Below are 22,488 nucleotides of genomic sequence, written 5' to 3' on the forward strand. Positions count from 1 at the left end.
TTCAAAACTTAAGGCCGCCTCTTATTATACCTTGAATAAAATATTTCTGAAAAATTAAAAAAAGCACTACAATAGGTATTATAGATAGGGAGGCCCCTGCCATTTTTGCTCCAAAATACTCTTGATACATAGAAGTTAAACTGTTAAGACCAACAGGAATTGTAAACATGTTACTTTTTGTTGTTACAAGAAGTTGCCACAAGAAGTTATTCCAATGAAACTGAAAGTTTAAAAGAAAGATTGTAAGAAGCATAGGCATAGAAAGAGGTAAAATAATATTAAATATAATTCTCATTTTAGAGGCCCCATCAATTATAGCAGCATAAATTAAATCATCAGGAATTTTCTTTATATACTCCGTTAAAAAAACAAAACCAAAAACATTAGCAAGATGAGGCACAACAAGCCCAAAAAAAGTATCAAGCCATCTTAAATATACAACAATTAAAAATTGAGGAATCATAAAAAGAATACCAGGAACTAAAAGTGTAGAAATAAATAGGTTATATAAAAATCCCTTAAACAAAAAATCTTCCTTCGCAAAAGAATAAGCACATAAAAACGCTAAAAAAGTTGAAACTAAAGCTCCAGAAAAGGCAACTATTAAACTGTTTATAAAATATCTTCCAAAATCATGATACTTAAAGATTCTAAGAAAATTCTCAAAAGTTAAATCTGAGGGTAAAAGATTCATACTAAGAGCAAAAACTTCAGGTCTTAAAGCCACAAGAAGCATAAAATAAAAGGGAAAAATATAAAGGAGCGAAAAAAATAAAAGTAATATGTACCTTTTCATTCTCCCTTAAAACCCTTGGTAGAAAAATATATAAATAAAAATATAGCAAAAAGAATAAGTGAAAAAGCTGCTGCCTCTGTGAGTCTAAGCTGAGAAGCTAGTCTATAAAGAATAAGACCCGAAACGTTTGTCTCGCTTAAGCTGTAACCTAAAAGTTTTATCTGAGGCCCACCACCTGTCATAGAATAAAACTCAGAAAAAGAAGAAAAGGCACTAATAAAACCAAAAAAACCAACAAAATAGCAGATAGGCTTTATTAAGGGAAAAGTAATATATCTAAAAATTTCAAAGGAACTAGCTCCATCAATCCTTGCAGCTTCATACAGAGACCCCGGGATAGCCTGCATACCAGCGAGAAATAATAGCATTCCAAAACCAGAATTCTTAATAGCCATAGAAATCGAAACAGTCAAAAAAACAAGATAGGGATCAGATAAAAATCCCCTTTTAAAAAAATCACTAATCTTTAAAAGAGAAAGTAAATTATAAATGTACCCGTAGGGAAAAGCCAAAATTAAAGTTAAAACAACACCAACAACAAAAGTATCTAATAAAAATGGAAAAAAATATATAGTTCTAAACAACTTCTTTAGCTTAAGTAAGGGAGGAGAAAGTAAAGTGGCGAGAAAAAGTGAAATAGTTAAAAGTATTGGAACATAGAAAATTCCATAAATAAAGCTTGCAACAATCGCCCATAAAACCTCAGGATTTTTAATTAAATTAACAAAATTTCCAAAACCAACAAACCTTATAGAACCAAAAAGATTATAAAAGTCCTCAATTTTAAAAAAACTCAGATAAAGTGAAAAAATTAGAGGGAAAAAAAGAAAAATCAAAAAGACAAAGAGAAATGGAAAAACAAGCAGAAGGGGAAAAAATTTTTTCACCTCACCTTCAAAACCTTATATGTTTTACTCCCATCCCTTATAAAATAAATACCACTTTTATAATCATAGAGACTTACTACTCCTTTACCAGATATAAACTTTTCTCTACCTCCCACATCAAATACAACTAAACTTTTCATCTCAGGTAAAAGCAGATGATCAAAATTATAGACCTTTAAAGATCTTTCATATCCCCTCTGATAAGTAATTTCGTAGGGACCAAAAACTTTCTCACCCGATTTTAATAAATAAACGTATACCATGGAAGGAATAACTTCCATATCTAAATACACTCCACTTTTTTGTTTCGAGCTAAAAATCTTAAAGTATTCACCTCCTTTTTGCTTTTTAAAAATTTCTACCTCAGAGTTTGTCTCAATACTATATTTTATCAGAATCCCTTCCTCTCTATTTTCTAAAAGAACGAACTCCTCAAAAACACCAAGTGTTTGCAAAATATTCTCTAAATAAACAATATAATAAAAGTCTAAATCTCCATCTTGTAAATCTCTCTTCCAAGAATTTTGCGAAACTCCTACTTGACCACCTATTACATCTAAGGCATCACAAACTGGATAGTCCACACTCATATCTCCCTCTTCAATTCCTGGTGTTCCCGGATTATCACTACCATTGGGACTATTTCCAATACCCTGAACAGCTGCATCATAACTTGCCCCTGACAAAATTATTGTATCCTTAGGATGTAAACCTAAGTCAGAAAGTAAAATCCTTACTTCTAAAGTTTTATTTGTAGGATCAATAGAAATTTTATACGGTGAAATTGGATTATACCACATAGAACCATTATCAGCAAATAGGAAAATTTCAACATGATTTACTGAATCAGCCGTTAAAAGAACCTCCCTCTCCGAGTACTGAATATTCTCAGAAAGTTGTGTCTCTGTATCATCACCGTTTATTACTAAGAGATCATCATTATAGTTTTGATCTTTATCAATAGAAAGGGCTATTTGTGTCTCTTGAAAATCCATTTTATGAAACTTTGCAAGTATATAGAGATTCACACTATCAGCTGTTAATCTTAACTCCCTTATGTCAAAAACTGAGTCATCGGGAACCTCAGGATCCGTTCGCATATCACCTATATCACCTCTATAGATCCACTCTCTCTTTGAATATACAACACCATGTATTTGTAAAGGAAGAGAACCTACCCAATCTGAGGGAGATCCATCTACTACCCTTTTAAATTCACGGGCATCACCATTCGCCTTTAAAAGAATATCAAAGAAACTGTTTACTACATTATCACTTAAATCCCTAAACCAAGCGTTTTCTGATTTTCCCTTTCTACCTCCCATAACATCAATCCCGTCATTTATACCAATGCCACCTATATCACTAGTTGCATCAATATCATTATTCCAACCAACATTATTTTTAAAACTTACAACCGAGATCCTTACTACTGAAGGTAATCTTAAAGATCCATCAGCAATATCACTGAGAGATATCCTTGCTTCCACACAATTATGAACATCACTAACAACAGCAAGATAGCCAGGTGTAGGTGGTGCATACCACACTCCCCCATCCCACATCTCTATATTGAAATTTGAAGGAGAGGTTGAATGTAAAGCTATAATTCTATCAGCCAAAGCTCTACGCGTAAGACCAAGCTGAGCATCATCACCTATCCATTGGTAATAAGTTGCATCATTTGGATTACCGAGCGATATTTCAACATGTATCAAATCTCTGTCATTAGGTCCGACATCTTGAAATTTTATTAAAAAGTAAATCCAAGAATTATCGCATGTTAATCTAAATTCTGTTATATCAAGATACAAGGTGTTACCTAAATCTGTTCTAAAATCGTTTATATCGCCTTTATATATAAATTCACCTCCAGAAAATGTAAAATCATGAACCAAAGTAGGAGGTGTCCCCACCCAGTCGCTTGGATTTCCATCTACGGTTATAGGATGAACAACAATGAAAAAAATCCACACTTTCATTTTTACCCCCTTTTAAATTATAAAGTTAGATTAAATTATCTTTCCTTCTCCTAACTTATAAATTTTTTTACTTTTAATTTTATAAACCCCCCTTGTATCAAATATTAGTTTTGAACTTTTGTATATCTCTTCATAGGGAAAATCAGAATGATCTGTTAATATAACAACAAGATCAAATGACTTAAAAATATCACTTTTATACTTCAAACTCCTTTTATTTAACTCTTTAACTTCAGGAACATAGGGATCAATATATTCAACCCTTTTTACTAAATTGGCCAAAATAGAAATAATTTTAATTGCAGGAGAATGTCTTATATCTTTTATGTCCTTTTTAAAGGCAACACCTAAAACAAGTATCTCTGAATCAAGAGGCAAAATTCTCTCCTTATTTAAAATTCTTATAATTCTATCAACTACATAGTAGGGCATTTCATCGTTTACCTTAGCAGCAAGTGTTATAAAATCAAGTTCCATATCGTACTCCTTTGCCTTAAAAGAAAGATAGTAGGGATCAACAGGTATACAGTGACCTCCTACCCCTGGTCCTGGATAAAAGGCCATAAAACCAAAGGGCTTAGTCTTTGCCGCCTCTATTACCTCCCATATATCAATCCCCATCCTATCACACAAGATCGCCACCTGATTTGATAGAGCTATATTAACATTCCTAAATATATTCTCATAAATCTTACACATCTCCGCTACTTTAGGAGAAGAAACAGGAAATATTGATGGAACAATTTCACTGTATAAAGCATTTATAAGCTTCAAACAGTTTTTTGTAACCCCACTTGTAACCACCGGAATCTTATCAATTGTAAATATCTTATCACCTGGATTTACCCTCTCTGGGACAAAGCCAAGATAAAAGTTTTTCCCAACTCTAAAATTTTTATCTTCAAAAATTGGCAGCAAAATTTTTTCGGTGGTTTCTGGAAAAGTTGTTGATTTTAAGACAATAATTTGACCTTCCTTCATATTTCGCTTAATTGAATGAGCGGCAGAAATTACGTAGGAAAGATCTGGAACCCTTTCTTTTGTAACAGGTGTCGGTACACATATGAAGATTGCCTCCATTTCACCTATTATTTTCTCATTACTACTTACAATAAACTCTTTTGAATCTATTTTTTCACTTAGAAAATCCGGATCTATATCTTCTATATCAAATTGACCTTTTTGAAAATTTGCAATTTTTTCTTCTGAAACATCATATCCAAAAACTTCAAAGCCCTTTTTGAGAAAAAGTTCACTTAGCGGAAGACCAACATAACCAAGCCCTATTACACCAATTTTTAACTCTCTATTTTTAATTTTTTTCAATATTTCTCTAACCATGCTTTTATTATAAAAAAACCTTAATTTATAATAAAATTATGAGAAAGTTTTTCGGGTTTGTGACCTTTGTTATCTTCTGGATTTCATGTAAGGGGTATTCAAAAGAGGGACTTACAATTTGGGTCTCCTATAACGACGAAGAATTCAAAGTATTTAGTGAAATAGTTAAAGAATTTGAAAAAAATGAAAATATAAAGATTAATGTTCAAAGAGTTCCCTTTGAAGGAATGCTCGAAAAAATTCTAACATCAGTCATAGCCGGACAGAACCCTGATATTTCAAGACTTGATATAGCTCAAGTTTATCTCCTTGCTAAAAAGGGTATACTTGCTGAACTTGATACCAATTACTTTAGAGACGTCTTAAGAGATCTATACGAAGCTCCTCTAAAATCCTCTTTTTATAAGGGAAAACTCTACGGAATCCCTGATCAAATTACATGTATCTTACTTTTTTATAACAAAAAACTATTTGCTGAAAAGGGACTTGACAGTCTAAAACCTCCATCCACTTGGGATGAATTTCTCGAATACGCAAAAAAATTAACTGATCATAAAAAGCAAATATATGGATTTGGAATGAGAAATACATTATGGTGGGACCTGCCATTTTTTTACACCTTTGGCTCAGAAGTCTTTGATGAGCAGGGTAATCCCCTTTTTACTGAGGAATCTTTTAAAGAGGCACTGCTTTTTAAAAGGGACATTTATTTAAAACATAAGGTTGAAGGCGGTGCCTTTCTTGAAGGGGCTGTTAATCCAGATATGGGCTTTATAAATGAAAAATATGCCATGATTTTTTCTGGTCCTTGGAAAATAAAAAGTCTTAAGGATATAAACTTTCCCTTTGGAATAGCATTGATTCCCAAGGGAAAAGCTGGTTCATTTACCGCTCTTGGCGGAACCCAAATGGTCATCTTTAAAAACTCAAAAAATAAAGAAAAGGCTATGAAATTCCTTAAATACATTATATCTGAAGAAGCCCAACTCAAATGGTCCAACACCTTAGGACAAATTCCCGTCAATAAAAAAGTGGTCAATAAAATAAATCTAAGAGAAAATAAGATTATGGAAACTTTAATAAGGGCCATAGAAAGCACCAAACCAAGGGCACCTATCGCAGAATATCCTGAAGTAGAAAGAATATACATACAGGAGGTGTATCCCTTTATAAAGGGTGAAAAAGAAATCGAAGAGGTACAGAACAATTTACAAAATCGAATCAAAAAACTATTAGAAGAAAACTGAATGTTACTTATTTTTATACTTTTTAGTCTTACTTATCATCAAGTACAAATTGACGGAAATTTAAGTGATTTTTATGATTATGAAAGAGTTTACTCTGATAAACCCCGTGACAGTTATTGGGGGGCGCAAAACGAACTTAAAGACCTTTATATAACCTGGGATAAAAATAATATATATTTAGGAATTGAATATATTGTTCAAAATAACGCACTCTTAATTATCTTTGGTACCGGAGAGGAGGGGCTCCAGGATCTTGATAATCTTAACTTTTATCCAAGAAATATAAAACTTGTTGGTTTTAGCGCCAACTTCATGATAGCTCTCTGGGACGCAGACTTCTCAAAGGGGGGATTCAGAAAAATAAGTATAAATGGATCAACAAGTGACTTAACCTCGAGTATAGAAATTTTCAATAATGGAAAATCAGGTGTAAATAGTATCTTAGAAGCAAGAATTCCCTTTAATATTCTTTTTGGAGGAAGTTTTAAGCAAAACGCAAACGTTATCATAGCGGCTCTTATAGCAGGTGGTGACCACTTCGGAGCTGGAGATGTGCTGCCAGACAATGAAGATGTTGACGGCATACCTCCTGATCATGTAAGAAGAATTTTGAAAATCTATCTAGATAAAGATCTTGATTCAAAACCAGACTCGGGAGTTAAACCCTTGGAACACGCAGAGATAGAAGAGAAAAGTTTTGAAAAAATATTCTTAAAGGAATTTAGTGTCGATAAAGAAATTATCTTTGAAGGTAACAGTGTAAAAGCTCAAGTAAAATTATCAGAAACCTCATACGTTAGTTTAGCTCTTATAAATGAAAATGGAAGACTTTATAAAAAAATTTATGAGGGTCCTATTGTGGGTGAAGAACTTAAAGAATTCATCTTTAAAATTGAGAATCAGGGGTTATACATTCTCCTTCTCGATATTAGAGGAAAATTAAAAGAAAAGAAAGTTATAAAAGTTCTAAGATGATAAGTATATTAATTTACTTTGCTTTGTTTAACTTTAAGCCCTCTTCTTTTTTGAGACTGACTGGTTCGGCGGATTTGAACTTTTTTTCATCAACCCCATTTTATCCTTCCCTTATAGCTTTTTTCGATAAAAATATTCTTTTTTATTTTGATTACAGAAACCCTTACGGTATAAAAGAATGGAATGAGGTTCACCTTTCCTCAGCTTTTAAAAGAATAATATCTTTTTCTATTTTTCAAAAAAATCTGAAAAATTATTCGGAAACTGAGCTATCACTTGTTTTTATAAAGAAAATTAAAAGTGTTTCTTTCTCTATCTCATCGAATTACCTTTTACTTAACTCATCTATCAAGAAAAAGACATCCTTTGATTTCGACTTAGGAAGTTCCTTTGTTAAAAAAAGCTTATTATTATCCCTAAACGTTAAACACATATTAAACTCCTTTGATTCAAAAAATTATCATCTTTGTTTAAATTACTCACCAGTTGAAAAATTTAACATTTTTATTTCAAAGGAAAATGAAATTTATAAAACTGGATTTTATCTCTTTTTAAGACCAATTTCTATATTTTTATCTTTTGCGGAAAACTTTACAAACATGGGGGTCGCTCTTTGCTTTGAAGATAAAGCCTTCGTAATTTCTTTCGAAAATAATTCTTATCTTGGAATATCAACAGGCGCAACCTTTGAACTTAGAAAATGATCAGCTTAATTATTTTCTCTTTCTATACCCTTAATTTTTATTTTGAAAACGAAAGTAAATTTGAAAGATTATCTAAGCCTGTAAACTGGGAATTAAATTTTTATAGGGCTCATCTTGAACTTAAGTTTTTCAGAAGCAGTGAAATTATGAATACTTATCTTTCTTACTGGATGGAAAATACTTTCCAAAGAAGTAAACTTTTGTACTTACAGGGACATGTTGAATTCTATAAACCCTTTTTCCTTGTTTTTTTCGCACGTGAAGATAGACATTTTTTTGAAAGTCCACTTTTATTTGTAATTTCACCGGAAAGAATCAGGGACGACGATTTTGGCGCAAAATCTGAGGGAGCAAGGCTCAATTTAAAACTGTTAAAAAATTTTGAAATAAGCCACCTTTTTTCAAAATCAAAAAGAACCGAAATTTCAGATATAAATATCTCATCTTTTAAATTAAGAAAATTTGGAGAAACCCAAATAATTTATGCAAATAAGAGAAATTTTCACGAAAATAAAATCTACGAATTATACGAAATCTTTCTAAGATTTGGTATTCTCCAGGGATTTTTAACCCTTGAATACTCAAACATCCTAAAGGGAAACGCAATTGCCTCTGAACTATCAAACATATACTTAGGACCATTTAGATTTGTTTTATCTTACTATGCTATTGACGACAGCTTCAGAACTCCCTTCTCAAATAGATTCTCAAACATAGGAAAAGAATGGGGAAAAAGGGGACTAAAAGGTGAAATAAACTTCTTTTTTCCATATAAATCTATAACTATAACTGAAAAGTTTGATTTTTACAGAACAAGAAACCTCTTCGGTAAGTATTACGAAAAACCCTTTAACTTTTTATTCTCACAAAGTGAAATTTATATAGAATTTATAAATGGCTATTCCTTTAAATCCTTTTACGAAATTGTAGACGAAATAAGGGAAACTTGGAGAAATCTATTTTTTGAACTAAAAAAAGAAGAAACAAATTATCTTTTGAAATTACAGGTTAAAATTAAGGATATAGGAGTTTACAATAGTCCTTATTCAATAGGTGAAAGAGTTCTTTTGGGCATAGAGGGAAAAATAAACTTGCCGAGAAATTTCTTTTTTTACTTTAGAGCGGCGCAGGGGAAAAATAGGTTTGAAACATGGGAAAGTGCCTTTTTACAGCTTGGCTATGTGCTCCACGGCAGAGAAATTTATTTAGAGTACGGTGAAGGTTATGCAACAGACTCAGACCTTGTTAATGACATCGATTTTTCAGACTCTCAATTTCAAAGAATTTATGATATAATAAGACTAAGGGTTAAAATATGGTTTTAGTGCTTTTACTTTTATTTAGCGGGACAGCAAAGGTTGCCTTTGTTCACCATGGCAACCAACACTTCGGAGACAACGGTCAATACGCACTAAGACCTTGGGATCCAAACTATAACGGAAATTCATACCATCGGGTTCTTGACTCCCACTTTTACTATAACATTCCTGTTGATATCCATATTTCCGGAACTTTAACAAGCTCTTACGCATTCTTTTTAAACGATAGGGGACTTTTAAATCGCCTAAGAAGCGACCTTGTTGATATTGTTGGAAGTGTTTACGGACAAAACATATTACCCTACGCTGCAAGAGAAATAAATAAGTTTGGTTTTAATATAAAGAAAATACAGGACGATTCACTTATAAAAGGTGAGGGATGGCCAGATCATCCTACGGTTATATGGATTCCTGAGAGAGTCTTTAAAAGTAAAAATTTAATGCCCTATTCTCTTGTTGCACTGCTTGACTCAATTTATGGAAAAAAAGATTCCTGGGGAAGACATGTTTCACCCTGTATTTTAATTGATGATAATGTCCATGAATGGTATCCTCATACTTTTCCTGATGGCACTCCTTGCCATAACAGCCACAAGGTACATCAAATGATAGAAGACGGGCATCGAGTTTTTGTCATCTTTATACAAAAGCATGCAAGAGACTTCTGGGTTTGGAACTATATTCCAAACACACCCCTTTACTCTCACTTTCAGGATCTTGCAAATTCATGGGATCAAGAGCAGATCTGTCTCTACGCTGATGATTGGGAAAAGGCTGCAGGAGTTGCAGGTTGGGATTTTGGATACGCTGGAGCACCTTCAAACTCCTATGATGCCAACATTGCATGGCTTGCCTCAGCAAGAAACCAAGGATGGATGCAACCTATTCATGTTGCTGAAGCTGCAAAATGGTGGGGCGTTGATAGAATCTATGACTCAGATCCCTATAACGATCCCCCAACTATTTATATTAATTACTCTGCATATCATGAGCTTCACGAGTGGACAGGAGGAAATTACGACAACTGGTACAACCATTTTAAGATAGTTAAAGCCTATGGAACTGATCACGATGCTCCTGATGTAAATTCAAACGGAGTAAGAGGAGATTACGAAGACTTATGGCTTTTTTCATGGAACAATCTAAAAAATACACAAGATAGCAAATTAAAACTTCTTGGATTTTTAACTCTTAATTCGCTTTTATATGAAACAGCTTGGCATTCAGGACCGGGAGGAGAGCTTGTTTTTTGGGGAAAAAATTTATGGAACCATACAGGTAAAGCAAACATTTTTGCCTACGCTTCAAATTGGCTCTTTTCTCCAAGAAACGTATTTAAAGACTCAATAGATATAGATGGCGATGGATTCATGGAATACGTGATAGGCACTGATGTGTTTCTTGCAGTTTTTGAAAGAATAGGGGGAAAAATGGTATTTCTTTGCGATTCTTCAGGTTCAGTCTACATCGGTAACTTTTTTACCTATTGGCATGTAGAAGGTGATTACTCTGACTATAATCACTCTGGATTTGGTGAAGATGCCTTCTTTGAAAACAATCTCTACAATATTTACAGCTTTTACTCTGACGCGGAAAATGCCTTTATTTCTTTTGAAACTCAGGGAGTTTTAAAAACATACTATTTTAAAAAGGGACAAAATTTTATTAAATTAACTTATAACTCTCCGTATATAATATGGTCTAAAGCAGTTTTTTCACCTGATCTTTATAACTTAATTTTTAGTTATTATAACTTAAATTTTGAAAGTGGTATTTCTCCAAACGGTTGGATGTATGGAGGTTTTAGAAACAGAAAATCAGGGAGAGGTGTTTTCATCCTTTGGGAATCAGGGATAGGACTAAAGTTTAATTTAATATCAAAGGTTTTTGCGGGAGAAAAAGTTGAAATAGGAAATAGATCTGGAAACTTTAGTATATACCTATATGCTGGAAAGAAAACCCCAGACCTACCCTTTAGCGGACCTGGAGATCTTGAAGGACCCTTACTTTTTAATCTCAGAAGATACCCACTTTACAACATCTCCTCTTCTGATTCTGTAACAGTAAAAATTGAGGCAACTGACCCCTCTAAGGTGGACTCAGTTGTTTTATACTGGACAAATAACAACTGGATTAACATCTTTAGAACGTTAATGAAAAAAGAATCATCTAACACTTATAGGGGTACTATTTCACCTCACCCTAGTGGAACTAAGATAATCTATACAATTTATGCGAGAGATTCTCTTCAAAACATTTCCTGGTTAAACAGGAACGACAGTTTCATTGTAGGCAAATTTAACTTTGTGATGGATGGTAAGCTTGATCCTGGAGTTCCTTTACTTGCTGAAAATCCTCAGATGCACCTTTGGGGACTTTATGATAGAGACTCTGGTAGACTCTATATAGCAACAGAGGCTGCGGGAAACTCCGCTGATAGATTTAATAACGATCACTTTATTTTTATAAGCTTTAACCCCCATAAAAAATTAGTTAGATCTCCATGGGCTAAAAGAGATAGTGTAGGTTTTTATAACTATTTTCTGGCTGATGAAAACGATAATAACTTTGTATCATTCTTTGACTCTCTTGAAAATATAATAAATAACAATGCTAATTTTAGATGTGAAGCATCCCCCTCTGACACAGGAACAATGGAAGGGGTCATTTATTTAAGGAACCTTTTAGGACAAGATCCAGACTCGATCTATCTTGCAGTAGGTACCTACAAGACCTTTGATAATGGCTCCCTTGAGTGGCAAGTTCCTCGCTGGAGAATATTAAATTCAAAAATTGAACCAGAAGAGTTTCTCCTTATGAGTGTATTAACTATAGAAGAAAAATCCGAAGAAAGAGAAAGCAAATTTTTTGTAAATACCTTAAACCCTACATATTTTCTTAACCTTTACGAAAAGGATTTAAAGCTAAAAATATACGATATTGCTGGAAGAAAGATTTTTGAAAAAAGGCTTATTAACAAAAAAAATAGGGTTCCTGAGATAAAATCAGGCATTTACTTCATTAAAGTTGAAGAGGAAAAAGAAAGGAATAAAGTTCAAATCTTTAAAATCATAAAATTAACAAATTAGATTTATGAAACTTTTCATTTTAATTTTAATTTTTTATCCAGTTAAGTTTAGGATAAAGGCTCCTGACGCAAGGATCGTCCTTTTAGCTGGAGATTTCACTAACTGGGAAAAAGGTGCCTTAAAAATGGAAAAAAAGGGTGATTTTTGGGAAATTGAGGTAGATCTTGAGCCAGGTAGATATGAGTATAAGTTTATAGTTGATGGGAATTGGGTAAATGATCCAGAAAATCCCCTTAAAGTCGGAGTATTTGGGAACTCCTTAATTGAAGTTACAGAAAAGGGTGAAAAAATAATTCCCCTTACATTATCAAACACTGACTGGAATAGAAGTGTCAATTTTTCTGGTGATATAAGATTTTATTTAAGATTTGAGGATACTTTAAGAAAAATCCTTACTATAGGTGATTCAAAGTTAGACATAAAAGGTTTTTTACCCTATAACTCAATGTTATGGTTAAGACTAAGATATCAAAATAGAAACATTCAAAGTGACGGTTCCATACCAATTTTTTTTGAAAGAGCTGAATTTAGTCTTAGAGAGGGAAATTTAAGTTTAAGGGGTTTTTATAACAAATTTGTTTTATCTTCAATTGAACCTTTTGACCTAATAGGAAATATTGGAGAGTTTCACAAAGATTTCGGAAGAGAAGAAGAGGGCTTTATTTTGAATTATAAGTCAAAAACTTTTGATTTAGATTTTCTCTATTCAAATGGATGGAAAGAGGGAAGAGACCTAATTTTTTCAAGGTTTCGTTTTTTTAAAATCTCAGCTTTAAATTATTTTAAAAGCAAAGGATTTGATAGAGTTTACGGTAGTGCCTCTCCGGATTCTCTTACTCTTGATAACAAACTTGTTCTTTTCAATTCCTATAAAGATGAAAATTTTGTTAGTATAGATTTAAACAAAAAAATAGGGAGTTTTGAATTGAACTTTGCTTCAGGTAGGGGAGAGCTCTTTTGGAAGGCGGATGAAAAATCAAGCGGTGAACCTTTTAAGCACTCTTTAAAATTAACTGACTTTCTTAGATTTTATGGCTCTTTTATTTATTCATCTCGATTTAAAAGTGGCCTTTCCCTTGAATACGATATAAATGATTTCAAAAAATTTTCCGGAAACTATAGAGGTGGTCTTTTTATTTCAAGTTTCTTTTTAAAAAGTGAATATATTAACTTTAATTTAAAACACTATTATTTTGATGTTAAAAAAGAGGCGCCCTTTAGTAATCTTTTTTATTTTCACAGGATGAGTCAACTTATGTATTTTGAAACTTTTTCGTTAGGTTTTAAAGAACTTTTATCAATAATTTTTGAAGTTAAACCTCTTTTAGTGCCTATTTCTATAGCAGCAAGATTTTCAACCTCTGGATTTTTTTATTCCCCTATAGCTACTGAATTAATTATTAAATTAACTAAAAAATTTTTAAGAAATTATGAGTTATACTCGGATTTGAGATTTATAGCCCTTGATGCACCTCATTTAAGAATTAGAAATTCTTTTATTGCTCCTTATTTTGAACTAAGAAGAATGATACAAGAAAAGAATTTCTTTTTTATTTCCTATGGTCTTGATCCCTTTACACTTGATGATGATGAATGGGCAAGGAGAATTTTTCTTATTGAAAAGGGCTCAAATCTAGAATTGATGAAAAATTCTCATCTACGATATAGTAGAGTAAGTTTAGAATCTGAGAAAATCTTATCAGAACTTGTACTTTTAACAGTAGGGATTGAATATCGTTTTTAATTGAAAATTAAAAATAGTCTTATTTAAAATTAGTCTTAGGTTCAATTCCTCCTGTAAATCATAGGATTCATTTATGCCGGTAAAGCTCCACTATAACTTTAAAGATGTATTTAGAGCCGCAAGATTTGGACTTTCGGTCAAAAAGATGTGGGTCTTCTTTATGGGTCTTGTTCTTGGTTCAACATTTTATTCAATTTTCTCTTATTTTGCACTGCTTTTAAGTGGTTGGAATCTCAAAACTATATGGGACACTTATAAACTTTTACCAATTATATTTTTTGAACCTTTATCAACTCAAGGACAAATTTTTCATCTTTTAGGATTATTTATTTTTTTAATAATTTTTTTCATATTTGGAACAGCTGTTTCAAAAATTCATTTTGAACAGCTAAAGGGTGATGAATTTTACGAAATTAAAGAAGCTTTGAAATTCTCAATTACAAAAGGAAAAGCCTCCTTTTTAACCCCTATTCTAATACTTATTTTAATCATATCGATTTTATTAGTGGGATTTATATGGGGTTTAATATCTCGAATACCCCTTATAGGAACATTAATTTTTATTTTATTTTCAGTACCTGCCTTTTTTACCTGTTTATTTTTAGTATACATCATTTTATCTTTAATTGTTTCCCTTTTTATCTCTGCCTCAATTGTAGGAACAACAGGTAATGATACATTCGATACACTCTTTGAAATTTTTTCAACAATTAACGAAGAACCATGGAGGCTTTTTTTGTATGAACTTCTCCTTTTAGGTGTCGTGTTTGTTGCAGGCTCTATATTTACATTTTTTGTTTCAAAGGCAGTTTCAATCGCTGTAACTGTCCTCTCAAAGGCTTATCCACTTTTTCCATCCATAATTGAAAAAGCAAATTCTCTCTTGCCATATTACGGATTCCTTACTGACTTATACCCTTATTTTGAACTATTAGGGGTAACCGCTCTGCTTCATATCCCAGAAGATCCAGGTTCCTTAGGATTATGGGGAGATATCCTTGGATGGTTTTTGGGAATCTTTGGATATGCCCTAATTTTTATGGTTTTATCCTATTTTGCTAGTATGTTTTTTTCGGGTAACAATTTTATTTTTATAGCTCTTTATAAAAAGAAAGATGAGATAGATCTTTTAAAGGAGGAAGAGGAGCCAGAAAGTTATATGCCTGAAGTTGAAGAAAAAAAGGAGACAAAAGAGGAAACTTCACAAACTCAATAAAAAAGGAGAGTTAAAAATGGATCATACTGAAAAAATTCTAAAAGATTTAACAGAGGCCTTTGGGCCACCTGGTTTTGAAGATGAAATAAGTTCAGTGATATTAACCTATATAAAAGACATAGTAGACGAGATTAAAACGGATAAGTTAGGTTCAATAGTAGCAGTAAAAAGGGGGAAAAGCGATAGACCAAGGATAATGTTTATAGCTCATATGGATGAAATTGGATTAATGGTCAAGGGATTTACACAAGAGGGTTATGTAAAATTTTTACCTCTTGGCGGCTGGTGGAGTGGAGTCTTAATAGACCAAATGGTTGTCGTAAAAACAAAAAGTGGCAAAAAGTACTTCGGAATCGTAGGGTCAACCCCACCACACCTTCTTAGAAAGAAAGAGGAAGCTTCAAAACTTCCTGAGTTAGATGATTTATGGATAGATTTTGGTGTGGATACTCAGTTTAATCCAAAAGAAAAACTAGAAATTGAAATTGGTGATCCAATAGCACCCTATTCAGAGTTCAAAATTTTAGCAAACGAGAAAATCTACTCTGCCAAAGCCTTTGATAATAGATACGGAGCTGCCCTTTTAATAAGAATTTTTGAAGAAATAAAGGATAAAGAATTTAATGGGACAGTTTATGGTGTTTTCTCAGTACAGGAAGAAGTAGGCCTTAGAGGTGCTGGCACATCCTCGTGGTTAGTGGAGCCAGATGTAGGTATTGCACTTGATGTTTCAATCTCCGAGGATACACCAGCAGCTAAGGAAAAAAGTGAGGCTAAAATGGGAAACGGTTGCTCAATTGTTGTTCTTGATTATACAATGATTGGGAATAGAAAGTTAATAAATTTCTTAAGGAATTTAGCCCAGAAAGAAAACATTAAATATCATATTGTGGCTGTCCCTATGGGAGGGTACGATACAGGGAGAGTTCATCTTTTTAAAGAAGGTGTTCCATCTGCAATTATAGGTGTTCCAACAAGGTATATTCATGGTTTTCACGCTCTAATGCACAGAGATGACTTTGATAACGCCTTAAAACTCTCAGTTTCCTTTGTTATGAATATAGACTCTGAAAAAGTAAAAGAATTCTCTACATATCTATGATAATAGGAATTATAGGTGCTAACGGTAGAATGGGAAAAGCTATAATTGAGGTTGCTGAGGAAGAAGGCATAAAAATTGGTGCATTGATAGAAAAAGAGGGTATCACTGGCGAGTACAAGGGGATAAAATATGAGAGTGATTTAAGAAACGTTTATGATAAAGTTGATGTTTTTTTAGAATTTACTGATCCTGAGGCTACTTATCAAAATACCTTAAGACTCTTGGAAACACCAAAACCATATGTAGTTGGTACAACTGCTCTTGAGGAAAAACACTTTGAAAAATTTAGAGAGCTTTCCTTAAAAGTTCCTGTTTTTTATTCACCAAACATGTCTTTAGGTATTCATCTAATAGCTGGTTTTTTCAGAAAGTTTAGCGAATTTTTAAAAGAATATGAAATTGAAATAATGGAAATACATCATACAGGCAAAAAGGACGCACCGAGTGGAACAGCTTTGTATCTTTTTAATGAGTGGAAGGAAAATGTGAATAATAGTGCTTTTCCAGTTTATGAAAGAAGGGGATTAAAGAAAAGGGGTGAAGTTTTAATTTGTGGCTTTAGAATAGGAAACATCCCTGGTGAACATAGAGTCTATCTTTCAAAAGGAGACGAGGTAATCGAGCTTACTCATAAAGTTTACTCAAGAAAAGTCTTTGCAAGAGGTGCATTAATGGTTGCTAGAAAAATATTGAATTTTAAAAACGGTTTTTACACCTTTAAGGAAATTCTTTAGCCTAACTTTTTAAAGGGTTAAAAAATGATTGTATGGGCCTTTGTTTTATTTATTCTCTCTCTTATCAATTTTCTCTATGATTTACTTTTATGGTTAGAAATTATTGAACCAATTGATATAAGATATGTAACATTTTTTAACATAATTTTCCTTTTAATTACCCTCGGAATCCTTTATAGAATGTACTTTTTAGGTAGGCTTGGGGAAAAAGAAAAACTTAGAGAAAAGATAAGAGAACTTGAGGAAGAAATTAAAAGATTAAAAAGGGAAATTTATAAGGGTGGTGAGGGATAGAGAAAAAAGGGAAGAAATAAGAAAAATTATTTTAAAAAAAGGAGAAATTAACGCAGAGGGGAGTGTTTATGTTGAGGCAGGAAACACAAAGATATTAATTACAGTAAGTATAGAAAAAAAAGTTCCACAGTTTCTAAAAGGAACAGGAGAAGGATGGATAAAAGCTTACTATTGGATGCATCCAAGAGCAGTCGACGATAGAAAACCTATAAATGTAAGAATACAAGACAAAAGAGCTATAGAGTTATCAAGAATAATTTCAAGAGTTTTAAGAGGCGGGGTTGATAGAAGAAAAATGGGCGAATATACTCTTTTGTGTGATGTAGAAGTTTTACAAGCTGATGGTAGCACCAGAGCCCTTGCTATAACAGGAGCCTCATGTGCAATCTACCAAGCCCTTAACTTTATGAAGAAAAATAACTTAATAGGAGAATTCCCTGACTTTGAACTTGTCTGTGGCATAACCGCTGGAAAAATCGGAGGCGAAATTTACCTTGATCTTTCATACGAGGAAGATAGCTTATGCGAATTTGATCTTAATATATTCTTTACCGAATCAGGAAAAATAGTAGAGGTACAAGGCACAAGCGAGAAAAGGGGTATAGATCTTGAATTTTTAAATCTAATGATCGAAAAGGCAAAAGAAAAGACAGCAGAAATCTTTAAGATCCAAAGAGATTTTCTAAAAAAACATCCATATGCAAGAGAGGATTTTTGAAAGAATAGTAAATATAAAATCAAAGGGGAAAAGACTTGATCTTTACCTTTATCAAAGCGGATGCGGAATTTCGCGAGAAAAAATTAAAAGGGCTATAGAAGAGGGACTTGTTGAGATTAACGGGAAAATAGTAAAAAAACCAAGTTATAGGGTAAAGGAAGGTGAACATATATTGATAAGAATAAAAGAAGAACCAAAAAAAGAACTGGTTCCTGAAGAAGTCCCCTTTGAGATAATTTATGAAGATGAATACCTAGCTATAATCAATAAACCAAAGGGAATTGTTGTGCATCCAGCAAAAGGACACCATTCTGGTACAATTGTCCATGGACTCATATTTAGATACGGTGAACTCCCTTTACAAGATGATGAAGATGAAGAAAACATAAGAGCCGGTATAATTCACCGCCTTGACAAAGATACAAGTGGTTGTATGGTAGTAGCAAAAGACAAAGAAACTTTAACAAAGCTAGGCATTATGATGGAAAGAAGAGAAATAAAAAGAGAATATAGGGCCCTTGTTTGGGGAATAATGCCTCAGAAAAGTTTTGAAATAGACGCTCCAATTGGAAGAGACCCAGTTAATAGACTAAAAAGAAAGGTTACTTATGAAAATTCTAAACCAGCTATAACAATATATGAGGTATTAAAAGAATTTAATAAAATTTGCTCACTTTTAAAAATAAACCTTTTAACAGGTAGAACCCATCAAATAAGAGTTCATATGGAATATATGGGCCACCCAGTAGTAGGCGATCCGCTCTATAGCGGAAGAGAGGCAAGAAAAATATTAAACATTACAGGATCAGATAAAAAAGAGGAGGTTAAAAATCTTCTTACAATCTTTTCTTCTCAAGCATTACATGCCTATAAGATCTCTTTTACTCATCCAATTACTGGTAAATACATCGAAGTTGAAGCTGATTACCCCGAAGAATTTAAAAGGGGACTTGAATACCTAAAAAAATTTGAGAACTGAAAGAAAATATTTTAAAATTATTTTTGATGAAGAACTTAATTTTTTTGCTTTTTTCAGCTGTTTATTTAGGAAAAAATAAAGAGGTAATTTTCGAAGTTTATTTTCCCGAAGCTGAAAGGGTAAACATTGCAGGAACTTTTAATAACTGGAATCCCTACACACATCCTATGGAGAGAACACCAGATGGAAAATTTAGGATCGAACTCTATTTAAAACCCGGATTTTACGCCTATAAATTTGTAATAAACGGCAACCTATGGAAGGAAGATCCTGATAATAAGTGGAAAGTAGACGATGGTTTTGGAGGTTTTAACTCAGCCTTCATACTAACAGAAGATTTTAAAATTATCACTGAACCTTATTATATTGAATCGCTAGAGTTAACAGAAAAGGGTGTAAAGTTTAGATTTTTTGATATCCAGGCTAAAAAAGTTTGTCTTGCAGGAACATTTAATAACTGGGACAAAAATGCAAATGTGATGGAGAAAAAAGAAGGAGGGCTCTTTGAAATAATCATACCTCTTCCACCCGGTAGATATGAGTATAAATTCGTTATAGATGATCATAAGTGGAAAGAGGATCCCTATAATCCTGCAAAAGTAGACGATGGGTTTGGAGGTTTCAACTCTGTCTTTATATTAACTCACGACAAAAAAATAATTAAAAAGTCAGAGGAAATTGAGTTTATTCCAAAAGATAGATTAATTGCAAAAGAAATAGAATATAGGGGATTTCCACTTATTCTTTTAATTTTGTGGCATCAGCATCAACCAAGATATCCAAAAGATGAAAGGGGCGATTATCTTTCACCTTGGGTCAGATTACATGGAACAAAAGATTATTATGATATGGCAAAAATTCTTGAAGATTATCCAGATATCCATTTAACTATAAACTTGACTCCCTCTCTTTTAGAAATGATTCTTGATTTAATGAAGGGAACACAAGACAAAGCTATGCGATATTCATTAAAGCCTGTAAAGGAAATGACAGATGAGGAGAAAAATTATTTAATTGAAAGATTCTTTGATGCTAATTGGGATAAAGTTATAAGAAATTTCCCGAGATACTCTGAGTTACTTGATAAAAAGCTAAAAAAATTAAAATTTGATGATCAAGATCTAATAGATTTAAAAACCTATTTTAATCTTGCATGGCTTGACCCTGATTTTAGAGAAAAGGAAGTTACACTTGAGAGCGGGGAAAAAGTAACAGTAAAAGACATATTAGCAAAGGACAGGAACTTTAAAGAGGAAGACGTAAAAAAAATAATTGAAGTTCACAAAAAAATAGTAAATTCTATAATACCTGTTCATAAAAAACTAATGGAGAGGGGGCAGATAGAGATTTCAACTACACCTTTTTATCACCCAATACTGCCTCTTATTTATGACATAAAGCTGGCAAAGCCTGGATTATCTGATGTACCTCTTCCTAACGTAGAGTTTTCATATCCAGAGGATGCAAAGTGGCACATAGAAGAGGCCGTAAAAATGTATGAACATATTTTTGGTAAAAAGCCTAATGGTATGTGGCCAGCCGAGGGATCTGTTGCTCATGAAATTGTTCCTCTATTTTCTTCTGCTGGAATAAAATGGATCGCAACAGATGAAAAGGTATTAATGAAAAGTCTTAAAAAGAACTTTCTTACTTTTGAAGAAAAATACAAAGTTTATAAGGTTAAAAATAAAAACGACAGCGTTTATGTAGTTTTTAGGGATACTCGACTGTCAGATGCAATAGGCTTTGTATATCAAAATATGGATCCTGTTGAGGCAGCAAATAGATTTATTTTAGAGCTTGCAAATATTTACCGTTATTGGGGAGATAAGGATAATCCTCCTGTAGTAGCCGTGATATTAGATGGTGAAAATGCTTGGGAACATTATCCACACGATGGAAAAGAATTCATAAGAAATTTATACCAGTCATTAACAGAGGCAAAATTTATAAAAACAATGACTATAAGTGAATATATTGAGAAAATGAAACCGAAAAATACTCTTGAGTATCTCTTTCCTGGTTCTTGGATTGGTGCTAATTTCGCAACATGGATTGGGGAGCCTGAAGAGAATAAGGCTTGGGAATATCTTGCCTATGTTAGAAAGGATGTAGAAAAAATTCTAAAAGATCTTGATAGTGAAAAAAGGGAAAAAGTTATGAGAATAATATATATAGCAGAAGGGTCTGATTGGTTCTGGTGGTATGGTAAAGATCAGGAAGTTCCTGGTAATTTCTTTGATTATTCTTTTAGAGAAACATTAAAAGAAGTTTACAAAGTTTTAAATAAGGAGTATCCAAAATTCCTTGACATCCCTCTCGAATAGGTTCTCTTTTTGGATCAAGGCACTGAGAATTATCCCAAGAATAGATAAGGAGGAGTTTAAGAGGTTAGATTTCTTCTCAAAGTGGTTAATTCTCTCGAGGGCAGCAGTTTTAGTTATTACACTGATTCCCTGTTTTATAATCGCTATCTTAGCGTTCTTAAATAATAAGTTTAAGCTTTTTGATTGGATTATTTTATCTCTTGGACTTTTACTAGTTCATGCACTTAATAATATGTTGAATGATTATACTGATTATAAAAAGGGGGTTGATAAGGATAATTATTTTAGGGCAAGGTATGGTCCCCATGCTTTAGAACATAATTTACTAACTGAAAGGGAATTTCTTAAGTATGTTTATCTGACTGGAATTTTAGCTTTACTAGTTGCCATTTATTTTATTTATTTAAAAGGCCTCTACGCTCTTATTTTAGTGCTCATCGGATCTTTTTTCATTTTATTTTATACTTATCCACTAAAATATATAGGATTAGGGGAGTTGAGTGTTTTAATTGTTTGGGGTCCTCTTATGATAGGTGGTGGATATTATGTTATAACAGATGAAATTTCAATCAGTGTTATTTTAATCAGTTTTATATATAGTCTTGGGGCAACAAGTGTAATAATGGGGAAACATATTGATAAATACGAAGATGATAAGTCTAAGGGTATAAAAACATTTCCAGTCATTCTTGGAAAAGAAAAAGCAAGATTTATAAACATAATAATTGTTTCACTTCAGTACATTTTAGTGATCTATTTAGTTATAGTTAGAGCCTTTAATTTTACAATGCTTATAACTTTACTTGGATTAATTTGGTTTTTTAAGAGATTTTTAAGAGTTTATATAATGGAAAAACCCAAGGAAAGACCTTCAGTGTATCCTGAGGAAGCTTGGCCTCTTTGGTACGTTGCCTTTGCCTTTGACCATAACAAAAAGTTTGGGTATCTCTTTGTTTTAGGTCTTTTAATTGAAACTGCTTTTAAAATTCTAAATTAATAATAAAGTGAAAAGTATCTTTATAAAAATAAATTTC

General features: G+C 32.6%; 18 protein-coding genes. 14 read left to right on the forward strand and 4 right to left on the reverse strand.

What is annotated here, in order from left to right:
* Position 1 precedes the first annotated feature (1 nt).
* Genes ABDH49_02090 through ABDH49_02105 form a run of 4 tightly spaced genes read right to left on the reverse strand, consistent with a single transcriptional unit; the run spans position 2 to position 5,006 of the window.
* Positions 2–796, reverse strand: coding sequence for a carbohydrate ABC transporter permease (locus ABDH49_02090; GenBank protein MEN3045769.1), 795 nt, complete (start codon positions 794–796; stop codon positions 2–4).
* A complete protein-coding gene (locus ABDH49_02095) occupies positions 793–1,683 on the reverse strand; it encodes a sugar ABC transporter permease (protein ID MEN3045770.1) in 891 nt (296 codons plus the stop codon). Before ABDH49_02095 ends, ABDH49_02090 begins: the two co-directional genes overlap by 4 nt.
* Positions 1,680–3,665 (reverse strand): hypothetical protein, encoded by a 1,986-nt coding sequence (locus ABDH49_02100; GenBank protein MEN3045771.1) that lies wholly within the window; start codon positions 3,663–3,665, stop codon positions 1,680–1,682. The genes ABDH49_02095 and ABDH49_02100 overlap by 4 nt, the downstream gene beginning before the upstream one ends.
* A 30-nt stretch (positions 3,666–3,695) precedes the next feature.
* Positions 3,696–5,006 carry a nucleotide sugar dehydrogenase gene (locus ABDH49_02105; protein ID MEN3045772.1) on the reverse strand — a complete coding sequence of 437 codons (1,311 nt, stop codon included), beginning with the start codon at positions 5,004–5,006 and terminating at the stop codon, positions 3,696–3,698.
* A gap of 38 nt (positions 5,007–5,044) precedes the next feature.
* Here ABDH49_02105 and ABDH49_02110 point away from each other — a divergent pair, with 38 nt between their 5' ends.
* The 14 genes from ABDH49_02110 (at position 5,045) to ABDH49_02175 (ending at position 22,451) form a co-directional block, all read left to right on the forward strand.
* Positions 5,045–6,253 (forward strand): extracellular solute-binding protein, encoded by a 1,209-nt coding sequence (locus tag ABDH49_02110; protein MEN3045773.1) that lies wholly within the window; start codon positions 5,045–5,047, stop codon positions 6,251–6,253.
* Entirely contained in the window at positions 6,254–7,228 is a 975-nt protein-coding gene (locus ABDH49_02115) for a hypothetical protein (protein ID MEN3045774.1), read from the forward strand.
* A complete protein-coding gene (locus ABDH49_02120) occupies positions 7,225–7,932 on the forward strand; it encodes a hypothetical protein (GenBank protein MEN3045775.1) in 708 nt (235 codons plus the stop codon). Before ABDH49_02115 ends, ABDH49_02120 begins: the two co-directional genes overlap by 4 nt.
* Positions 7,929–9,257, forward strand: coding sequence for a hypothetical protein (locus ABDH49_02125; protein ID MEN3045776.1), 1,329 nt, complete (start codon positions 7,929–7,931; stop codon positions 9,255–9,257). Before ABDH49_02120 ends, ABDH49_02125 begins: the two co-directional genes overlap by 4 nt.
* Positions 9,248–12,340 carry a T9SS type A sorting domain-containing protein gene (locus tag ABDH49_02130; protein ID MEN3045777.1) on the forward strand — a complete coding sequence of 1,031 codons (3,093 nt, stop codon included), beginning with the start codon at positions 9,248–9,250 and terminating at the stop codon, positions 12,338–12,340. The genes ABDH49_02125 and ABDH49_02130 overlap by 10 nt, the downstream gene beginning before the upstream one ends.
* 4 nt (positions 12,341–12,344) lie before the next feature.
* Positions 12,345–14,084, forward strand: coding sequence for a glycogen-binding domain-containing protein (locus ABDH49_02135; GenBank protein ID MEN3045778.1), 1,740 nt, complete (start codon positions 12,345–12,347; stop codon positions 14,082–14,084).
* Between the two features lie 73 nt (positions 14,085–14,157).
* Positions 14,158–15,300: a hypothetical protein gene (locus ABDH49_02140; protein MEN3045779.1), complete on the forward strand. Its 1,143-nt coding sequence runs from the start codon at positions 14,158–14,160 to the stop codon at positions 15,298–15,300.
* Between the two features lie 16 nt (positions 15,301–15,316).
* The gene (locus ABDH49_02145; protein ID MEN3045780.1) at positions 15,317–16,402 is read left to right on the forward strand and encodes a M42 family metallopeptidase; all 1,086 of its coding nucleotides are present in this window, start codon (positions 15,317–15,319) and stop codon (positions 16,400–16,402) included.
* Positions 16,399–17,136: a 4-hydroxy-tetrahydrodipicolinate reductase gene (gene dapB / locus ABDH49_02150; protein MEN3045781.1), complete on the forward strand. Its 738-nt coding sequence runs from the start codon at positions 16,399–16,401 to the stop codon at positions 17,134–17,136. Before ABDH49_02145 ends, dapB begins: the two co-directional genes overlap by 4 nt.
* A gap of 24 nt (positions 17,137–17,160) precedes the next feature.
* Complete coding sequence (locus tag ABDH49_02155) at positions 17,161–17,430, forward strand: hypothetical protein (protein MEN3045782.1); 270 nt, start codon at positions 17,161–17,163, stop codon at positions 17,428–17,430.
* On the forward strand, positions 17,420–18,148 hold the full coding sequence (rph, locus tag ABDH49_02160; protein MEN3045783.1) for a ribonuclease PH: 729 nt from the start codon (positions 17,420–17,422) through the stop codon (positions 18,146–18,148). The genes ABDH49_02155 and rph overlap by 11 nt, the downstream gene beginning before the upstream one ends.
* A complete protein-coding gene (locus ABDH49_02165) occupies positions 18,129–19,127 on the forward strand; it encodes an RluA family pseudouridine synthase (protein ID MEN3045784.1) in 999 nt (332 codons plus the stop codon). Before rph ends, ABDH49_02165 begins: the two co-directional genes overlap by 20 nt.
* Before the next feature lie 26 nt (positions 19,128–19,153).
* Positions 19,154–21,454 (forward strand): hypothetical protein, encoded by a 2,301-nt coding sequence (locus ABDH49_02170; protein MEN3045785.1) that lies wholly within the window; start codon positions 19,154–19,156, stop codon positions 21,452–21,454.
* A complete protein-coding gene (locus tag ABDH49_02175; GenBank protein ID MEN3045786.1) occupies positions 21,435–22,451 on the forward strand; it encodes a prenyltransferase in 1,017 nt (338 codons plus the stop codon). Before ABDH49_02170 ends, ABDH49_02175 begins: the two co-directional genes overlap by 20 nt.
* The last annotated feature ends 37 nt before the right edge of the window (positions 22,452–22,488 follow it).

Source organism: Candidatus Hydrothermales bacterium, from assembly GCA_039630235.1.
GTDB lineage: Bacteria > Hydrothermota > Hydrothermia > Hydrothermales > JAJRUZ01 > JBCNVI01.

Excerpts from the sequence above, each read along its gene's own strand:
- ABDH49_02090 (MEN3045769.1), bottom strand. The coding sequence starts at position 796 with ATGAAAAGGTACATATTACTTTTATTTTTTTCGCTCCTTTATATTTTT.
- ABDH49_02100 (MEN3045771.1), bottom strand. The coding sequence starts at position 3,665 with ATGAAAGTGTGGATTTTTTTCATTGTTGTTCATCCTATAACCGTAGAT.
- ABDH49_02105 (MEN3045772.1), bottom strand. The coding sequence starts at position 5,006 with ATGGTTAGAGAAATATTGAAAAAAATTAAAAATAGAGAGTTAAAAATT.
- ABDH49_02110 (MEN3045773.1), top strand. The coding sequence starts at position 5,045 with ATGAGAAAGTTTTTCGGGTTTGTGACCTTTGTTATCTTCTGGATTTCA.
- ABDH49_02115 (MEN3045774.1), top strand. The coding sequence starts at position 6,254 with ATGTTACTTATTTTTATACTTTTTAGTCTTACTTATCATCAAGTACAA.
- ABDH49_02120 (MEN3045775.1), top strand. The coding sequence starts at position 7,225 with ATGATAAGTATATTAATTTACTTTGCTTTGTTTAACTTTAAGCCCTCT.
- ABDH49_02125 (MEN3045776.1), top strand. The coding sequence starts at position 7,929 with ATGATCAGCTTAATTATTTTCTCTTTCTATACCCTTAATTTTTATTTT.
- ABDH49_02130 (MEN3045777.1), top strand. The coding sequence starts at position 9,248 with ATGGTTTTAGTGCTTTTACTTTTATTTAGCGGGACAGCAAAGGTTGCC.
- ABDH49_02135 (MEN3045778.1), top strand. The coding sequence starts at position 12,345 with ATGAAACTTTTCATTTTAATTTTAATTTTTTATCCAGTTAAGTTTAGG.
- ABDH49_02140 (MEN3045779.1), top strand. The coding sequence starts at position 14,158 with ATGCCGGTAAAGCTCCACTATAACTTTAAAGATGTATTTAGAGCCGCA.
- ABDH49_02145 (MEN3045780.1), top strand. The coding sequence starts at position 15,317 with ATGGATCATACTGAAAAAATTCTAAAAGATTTAACAGAGGCCTTTGGG.
- dapB (MEN3045781.1), top strand. The coding sequence starts at position 16,399 with ATGATAATAGGAATTATAGGTGCTAACGGTAGAATGGGAAAAGCTATA.
- ABDH49_02155 (MEN3045782.1), top strand. The coding sequence starts at position 17,161 with ATGATTGTATGGGCCTTTGTTTTATTTATTCTCTCTCTTATCAATTTT.
- ABDH49_02165 (MEN3045784.1), top strand. The coding sequence starts at position 18,129 with ATGCAAGAGAGGATTTTTGAAAGAATAGTAAATATAAAATCAAAGGGG.
- ABDH49_02170 (MEN3045785.1), top strand. The coding sequence starts at position 19,154 with ATGAAGAACTTAATTTTTTTGCTTTTTTCAGCTGTTTATTTAGGAAAA.